General features: G+C 47.0%; 4 protein-coding genes. All 4 read right to left on the bottom strand.

Annotated elements, in window-relative coordinates:
• Window positions 1–152: 152 nt before the first annotated feature.
• The 4 genes from QUA34_RS26820 to QUA34_RS26805 all read right to left on the bottom strand — a co-directional run bounded on the left by QUA34_RS26820 (window position 153) and on the right by QUA34_RS26805 (window position 6,970).
• Window positions 153–422 (bottom strand): hypothetical protein, encoded by a 270-nt coding sequence (locus QUA34_RS26820; RefSeq protein WP_333390168.1) that lies wholly within the window; start codon window positions 420–422, stop codon window positions 153–155.
• Window positions 423–839: 417 nt separating this feature from the next.
• Window positions 840–4,043 (bottom strand): efflux RND transporter permease subunit, encoded by a 3,204-nt coding sequence (locus QUA34_RS26815; RefSeq protein ID WP_333390166.1) that lies wholly within the window; start codon window positions 4,041–4,043, stop codon window positions 840–842.
• Window positions 4,044–4,230: 187 nt separating this feature from the next.
• Window positions 4,231–6,096 carry an efflux RND transporter periplasmic adaptor subunit gene (locus QUA34_RS26810; protein WP_333390164.1) on the bottom strand — a complete coding sequence of 622 codons (1,866 nt, stop codon included), beginning with the start codon at window positions 6,094–6,096 and terminating at the stop codon, window positions 4,231–4,233.
• A gap of 265 nt (window positions 6,097–6,361) precedes the next feature.
• Window positions 6,362–6,970, bottom strand: coding sequence for a PadR family transcriptional regulator (locus tag QUA34_RS26805; protein WP_333390162.1), 609 nt, complete (start codon window positions 6,968–6,970; stop codon window positions 6,362–6,364).
• Window positions 6,971–7,413: the final 443 nt, after the last annotated feature.

Raw genomic sequence — 7,413 nt, 5'->3', positions numbered from 1 at the left:
AACTTATATTTAACTCTGCTTGAATATATCGTGAGCTCCTGTTCTTAGTTTGCGATCGATTATTCAGCAAACCCTAAGTAATTGTATTTTTAGGGCGGGCGAGACGCCCACCCCACGAAGATTCTTCGCTTCAATCAAAATGACAGCGCAGCTTACCGTCCAGATTTTCTCGGCGGTGTACCGTTAGCCCGCTTCCGACGGATCAGTACGCTCATCACCTGCTTCGGATTAGCTGCACGTTGTACGGGGCTCCAATCGCCGACTTGGGCAAATCCTAGTCGGTACAAAGTGAGTATGGTTTCCCTGACTCCCTTGGGCGAACCGACAACCGTTAACAGCACCACTTCCTGTTCGCATACTGCTGCTGAGTCGTCATTTGGGCGATCGGAAGAGTTGTCGTCAGGCACGAATTCCTGTGACATATTATGTTCTCCTGGTTTTGGGTTTTCTAGAAAAACCCAAAAACCCAGCCGCCCCGCAGTTCAACGCATAGCAGGGCGGCTACAGAGGATGTTATGATGCTCCGTTAGCCTCCAGACTGCTGGTATCAGTTTGGCGGTTAGCTGTCCATTGCTGTTGGTAGCAGCTTTGGGCAGTGCAACTAGATTTTTGGGCGACGCGGGCTGCCTCCTCTACAAGCAAGCAACCTCTCACTTCAAAGCGTAGCCGCAGATGGGGGCCGCCGTCAATCGATTTTGGATTTTGGATTTTGGATTTTGGATTGAAGAATTGATCCCCGGACTAATCTGGGGACTTTGGGGGTTTTGATGCGGGATTGGCGGGTTTTGGGCGATCGCACCAATTCAACTCACAAAACGATAGTATTTGCCACTTACCAACTAAAACGGCGATACTTTATCGCGTTCAATCTCCTCGTGGGGAGCCGTTTTCCCGTTCAAAACTGTACCATCATCGGGCGGATTTTGCGGGCGATCGCGCTTTTTAAAGCGATCGCGAGCCGAGACAACCACCACATACAGAACCGGCACTATAAACAAACTCAAGACAGTAGAAACAACCATTCCCCCCGCGATCGCATTCCCCAGCGATCTACGACTTGCCGCGCCCGCACCTTCTGGGTTCACCAGAGGAGCAATACCCAAAATGAAAGCCAGGGAAGTCATCAAAATCGGTCGTAAACGCTCTTGAGAAGCCTCAACTGCCGCCTTAGCAATTGAATATCCCTGCTCCCGTAACTGGTTCGCAAACTCCACAATTAAAATCGCATTTTTACTCGACAATCCAATCAACATCACCAAACCAATCTGGCAATAAACATCATTCGCCAAACCCCGCAACGACTGAGCTAAAAGAGCGCCTAAAATCGCCAAAGGCACCGATAGCAAAATAATGAAAGGATCGACATAATTTTCGTACTGAGCCGCCAACACCAAAAACACAAAAATCAGCCCCAAACCAAAAATAATCGGTGCTTGACCCCCCGATTCAATTTCTTCTAAAGAACTCCCCGACCATTCATAGCCAAAACCCGAGGGCAAAACTTGAGCCGACACCTTTTCCATCGATTTTAGCGCCTGCCCAGAACTCGCTCCCGGAGCCGGAGAGCCAGTAATTTCAATTGACCTATACAAATTGTAGTGGTTAACAGTTTGTGCACCCACCACCGGAGTGATCTTCACCAAATTGCTCAAAGAAATCATTTCATTCTTTCCAGAACGCACATACAATTTCCCAATATCTTCAGGGTTATCACGAAACTGTTTATCCGCCTGAACATACACCCGATAATTGCGCTGCTGGAGGTTAAAATCGTTCACATACTGAGCACCCAGAGCCGTTTGTAACGTACTGAAAACATCATTAATAGGAATATCTAGAGCCTTAGCTCGATTGCGGTCAACCTCCACAATTAACTGAGGCGTATTCGCAGCAAACGTACTAAATACCGCTTGCAATCCCGGTGTCTGATTTGCCTGCTTTAAAATCCCGCCCATAGTCTGGACTAAGCCATCTAAACCGCTGTTACCTTTGCGGTCTTGCAATTGAAATTGGAAACCCCCAAATTGACCTAAACCTTGAATAGCCGGCGGATTCACGGGGAAAATTCTCGCTTCGGGAATCGAGAAAAACTTACCCCGCAACTTACCAATAATCGCTTGTACAGTTTGATCTTCTCCGTGACGTTCGTCCCAGGCTTTAAGTGTAGTAAATATAATGCCTTGATTAGAAGTGCTACCGCTAAAACCAAATCCACCCACTGAAAAAGTCCCGACAACTTCAGGAAGCTTGAGGATTTCTTGTTCTACTTGATCCATTACTTTCTGAGTGTATTGCAGCGAAACACCTTGGGGCCCTTGAATAATTGTCATAAAATACCCCTGGTCTTCTTCCGGGATAAATGCTGTGGGGACTGATAAATAAAGCCAAGCTGTTACTCCCAGAGAAGCGATGAACACGAGGGTGACAATAGTCTTAATTCCTGTGAGAAATATTAAGGATTTCCGATATTGTCGCTGTACCCAATCGAGAACTCCATTAAAACGGTCAAAAACCCAACCTAGCGGCCCCCCAAACTTCGGCCCTCGACGCAGTAATATAGCTGAAAGTGAGGGCGTGAGAGTAATAGCAATAAAGGTAGAAAGCAGAACAGAAAAAGCAATTGTCAGCGCAAATTGTTTATACAGTGCTCCCGTAGTTCCGGGAAAAAATGCCACTGGCACGAACACGGCCATCAACACTAAAGAAGTCGCAATTACAGCGCTAAAAAGCTCCCGCATGGACTCAAAAGCCGCTTGGCGGGCATTCATCCCTTGGCGGATCAGGCGGTCAATATTTTCTACTACAATGATAGCGTCATCAACCACTAATCCCGTCGCTAATGTCAGACCAAACAGAGATAAACTGTTAATCGTAAATCCGAAAACTTTGATAAAGGCAAACGTCCCAATCAAAGAAATTGGAATTGTGATGATAGGAATAATAGTTGTGCGCCAGTCTTGCAAGAAAACAAAAATCACTATCACCACTAGCAAGACTGATTCAAATAATGTCTTGACTACTTCTGCCATCGACTCTTCTACAAACAAAGTCGTGTCCAGCGCTACTCTATGTATCAATCCCGGAGGGAAAGCAACAGCTAGTTTTTCCATTTCTGTTTTGACGGCATGGGCAACATTCAAAGCATTACTTCCAGGCAGTTGGTAAATCCCTAAACCTACTGCATCATTGCCTCTAAATCGCAGAAATGAGCTGTAATTCTCTGCCCCTAGTTCTGCTCTCCCCACATCTTTTAATTTAACTAACGTTCCATTGGTCTCTGTTTTGAGGACGATTTCTTCAAATTCTGCTGGTTCTTTGAGGCGACTTTCAGCACGCAAGTCAATTTGATACATTTGTCCCTGCGGAGCAGGTTCTTGACCAACTCTACCAGCACCAACTTGCAAGTTTTGTTCGTTGAGAGCCCTCGTTATATCTTGCATTGTGAGACGGCGAGCTGCTAGTTTATTGGGGTCTATCCATAAACGCATTGCATAGCGTCTTTCCCCAAAAATTCGCACGTCACCAACCCCTTTTACTCTCTTTAAGGCATCTGCTAAATATAGGTCAGCGTAGTTGCTTAAAAATATGGTGTCGTATTCTTTATTTTCTGTAAATAAACCGATCGCTAATAGGAGACTTGTAGATTGTTTGGTAACTCTAACTCCTGTGCGTTGTACGGCATCTGGTAGTTGTGGTTGAGCAACTGCAACTCGATTTTGAACATCGACGCCGGCAATGTCTTTGTTGCGCGATGAATCAAAGGTAGCTGTAATGGTGCTAGTGCCATCGTTACTACTACTGGAAGTTAGATATTTGAGCCCTTCAACGCCGTTGATTTGCCTTTCTAGGATGTTCGTAACTGCATTTTCGACAATTTCAGCACTCGCCCCGCTGTAGTTAGCTGTGACGTTAATTTGGGTAGGGCTGATGTCGGGGAAGCGCTCGATAGGTATGCTGGGGATGCTGATTGCGCCTACCAAGATAATAATTAAGGCGCAGACGCTAGCAAAGACGGGTCGTTTAATAAAGAAATCTGCAAACATTATTTGGGTAATGGGTAGTTGTTAGTTGATAATTCGTAATTTCTAATTCCTAATTAGACTTACGTCAAAAATTAAAATTTCCCCTTTTTTAATAGCTGAGCAATCAAGTAGTTTCATATAAAGTACGTAGTTGCGCTTTAGCGCTCTTAAGAAGTGAATCAAGAGCGCTAAAGCGCAACAACATACCTTATTTTTTGCTCCCTACTGGTAATTTTTCCCCAGCTTTTTTCCCATCCTCTTGAGCCATAATCGGAACACCGTCTGTCAGGTTAAGGATGCCTGCGGTAACAATTTTTTCCCCGGCTTTCAAACCTTCGATAACTTGATAATTATTCCCCTCAATGGTTCCCAATTTCACGGATTTTTGCCGTGCTACTAAAGGTGGCATCCCAGGTTTTGGCTGTTCTGGCTTTTGAGCTGTGAATACAAAAGTTTCTCCACCTAAGCGAGTGACTGCTGTTACTGGAACTAAAATTCCGGGGCTCTGTTTCCAGATGACTTTAGCTTTTACAAACTGGAGATTAAGCAGTTCGCCGGTGGGGTTGGGAAAGGTGGCTTTAGCTAAAATTGTTTGGGAATTGGCGCTGACGTTTGGGGAGATAAAACTGATTTGACCTTGGGCGATCGCCTTACCTTGAGCGTCGAGCATTTGTACTGGCAGCCCTAAGCGTAATTGAGGCATCCGTTCCAAAGGAATTGATAACCGCAAGTCTAGCAATTGGTTCTCAGTCAAGGTGGCGATCGCATCACCTTTTTGCAAGTAATCACCTACTTTCACTGGTATGTCGCCGATGACTCCCGCGAAGGGCGCGATGACAGCAGTTTCTTGTAGTTGTACTTCAAAGCCGCGGACTTGAGCGGCGGCCTCAGCAACTTGCGCTTCAGCTTGATCGAGCTGTTCTTGGCGCGTACCGTTGGCTAACTCGGCTAATCTGCTCTTGGCTTGTGCGACTTCTGCTTCGGCTTTGGCTATTTCCTCTGGGCGCGAACCGTTTTGCAATTGCCGCAAAGCTTGCCGCTGCTGTTGCAAGGCTGCTGTCCGGCGTTCGATCTCGGCTTGTCTGTTTTTTTGCCGCTGCTCGAACCGCCTTTGAGCTTCTCGGAGGTTGGCTTTGGCGCTGCCTTCTTTTTGGGTGTATTGCTCAAGGGTGTTGGCGGATTCTGCACCTTCTTTTGCCAATGCCTGATATCTGGCAAGTTGCTGGCTGGCTAACTTTGCTTCGGCTGTGCTTGCTTCTATTTGCGCTCTGGCTTGGGCGATGTCTTCTAAGAGGCTACCGGTTTGGGCGTCCGCGAGGTCGGCTTCAGCTTGAGAAACGCGAGCTTGGGCTTGGCCAATTTCTTCAGGCCGAGAGCCCGATCGCAGTTGGGCGAGGTTGGCTTGGGCTTGGGCGACTTGGGCTTGAGCTTGGGCGATTTCTTCGGGCCTGGCTCCTGCTTGCAATTCGGCTAAATGGGATTGAGCGCGGATCAGGTTGGCTTGGGATTGCCTCAAGTCAGCTTGGGCGCTCTCGCTTTTCATGCGGGCGATGGCTTGCCCTTTGTTTATGAAGTCCCCGGATTTGACAAAAATCTCCGTGACTAGCCCTTCTACTTCGGGTTTGATTTCTACCGAACGCTTGGCTTCTAAGCTGCTGACAAATTCCGAGGAATCTTGGACTGAGCTGGTTTGTACGGCTGCCAGCTTGACTGGTATGCCTGGGGGTTGGGCTGCTGCTGCCGGTTGCTGTGCGCGATTCTGACCCGATTGCCACGAGTACCAGCCGAAACCTGCTGCGCCTGTGGCGATCGCGATCACGGCAATTAGGGGCCAGCGCGATCGTGATTTAGCAACAGGTTGGGGGCGATCGACAACGGTTGCAGAATTCTGCAGTTGATCGCTGTCTGCATCGGTTGGGTGCTGTTCGGGTTTAGCAACAGGTTCGGGGCGATCGGCAACGGCTGCCAAATCCTGCGGTCGATCACTGTCGGCATCGGTTGGGTGCAGTTCCGGTGTGGGAGATTTTTGCTTTTCAGCTTCAACGACGGATTCTGGGGATTTAGAATAACTCATTGGCAGCACCACTTAGATTTTTTTTAACTTCTGACTGAGACTTGGGCGAAATCTTTGATTTTCCGGCGTTCCTCTCAAACATGGGGGAATAAGGACAAGGGATTTTAAACAGGATGGAATCGGGAAAGTCTCTTTTTAATGGGGTTGGGGTTTGTGCAGGGCTTTAGTCCCATCGCAGTTAGCCAAGCCAGGAAGTGATTATTTTTAGGAAAGCTTCTTGTTATCTCTCAAAAGTTACGATGGCAGGGAAGATTACACATCCTTCTTATGACTCACCTGAGTGGGTGAGTTGGAAGGATTTTTCCTTGGAGTCGGCGGATTCAGCGAAGGTTGGGGAGTCACGCACTCCGGCGATCGCACTTTTTTCCTTGGCTAGCTGCTCGGTTAACCACTCTATCTCTGACGCCAGCACTGACTTGCAGCGATCGCGAGAGGCAAATTGATAGTCGTCGGTTAGTGGATATTCGCTCTTGAGGCTTTCGATGTAGTCTTGCCGGGTGTAACAGGCTCGCAAGCGGTGTTCCAATAGCTTCAGCCGTTCTGCTGGTTCTAAGTCGCCAAAAAAGAAAAACTTGATTTGGAACCGGGAACCACTGTTAACCCAGCTTTCTTGAGGGTGTTCGAGCATTTTTTGCCGCCAGAGTTCGCGCCCTTGGGCGGTAATTCCGTAGATTTTGCGCGGACAACCTGCATCTCCGGCTTCTTCGGCAATTACCGAAATCTCCCCTCGCTCTTCCAAGCGCTTCAACAGCGGGTAAATCGCTCCGTAGTTGACGCTGATGCAACTGCTCATAAACAGCTCCAGTTTTTGCTTTAAGCGATAGCCGTGCAGGGGTTGCAACTGTAGCAGCCCAAGGGCTGATAATTCAAGCATTTATATCAATTTGATATTATAGTCTGGATTATATCACTATATCGGACTCAAGGGCGAGCGGGTCAATAGCTAGTTTCCAAGAAAATCGAGATTTAAATACACATTTAATAAGTTTTGTCAATACCATTAAGATATACTTTTCAGAACCCAGAGTGAATTTTCTTGTGGAACAGGCATCTGGCCTGTTCTTGAGAATGGTGCAAGATCTCAGATTTCTGCCACATATCTCTTCTTGGCAAGAGAATCAGAACTTTTATTGGTAGGAGTTGGTTGAATTTTTCAACCCTGACACACTTTAGTATTTATTGAAGATTGATTGCAGCCACTGTTTTTTTTGTAGCTAATACTCGTATTATTTTTCTCAAGTATTGCAGTAAAAAAAGTGTTGGGTTTGTTTCCACTCGCCCTGTTTGTAATGTACGGATCTGTGAGATTTTAGCTCT

Origin of the sequence: Microcoleus sp. POL10_C6 (assembly GCF_036701585.1) — a bacterium.
Lineage (GTDB): Bacteria > Cyanobacteriota > Cyanobacteriia > Cyanobacteriales > Microcoleaceae > Microcoleus.
The sequence above is the reverse complement of the archived record's forward strand: the minus strand, read 5'-3'. Positions and strand labels throughout refer to the sequence as shown.

Coding starts and splice junctions, on each gene's coding strand:
- QUA34_RS26805 (WP_333390162.1), bottom strand. CDS start 6,970: ATGCTTGAATTATCAGCCCTTGGGCTGCTACAGTTGCAACCCCTGCAC.
- QUA34_RS26820 (WP_333390168.1), bottom strand. CDS start 422: ATGTCACAGGAATTCGTGCCTGACGACAACTCTTCCGATCGCCCAAAT.
- QUA34_RS26810 (WP_333390164.1), bottom strand. CDS start 6,096: ATGAGTTATTCTAAATCCCCAGAATCCGTCGTTGAAGCTGAAAAGCAA.
- QUA34_RS26815 (WP_333390166.1), bottom strand. CDS start 4,043: ATGTTTGCAGATTTCTTTATTAAACGACCCGTCTTTGCTAGCGTCTGC.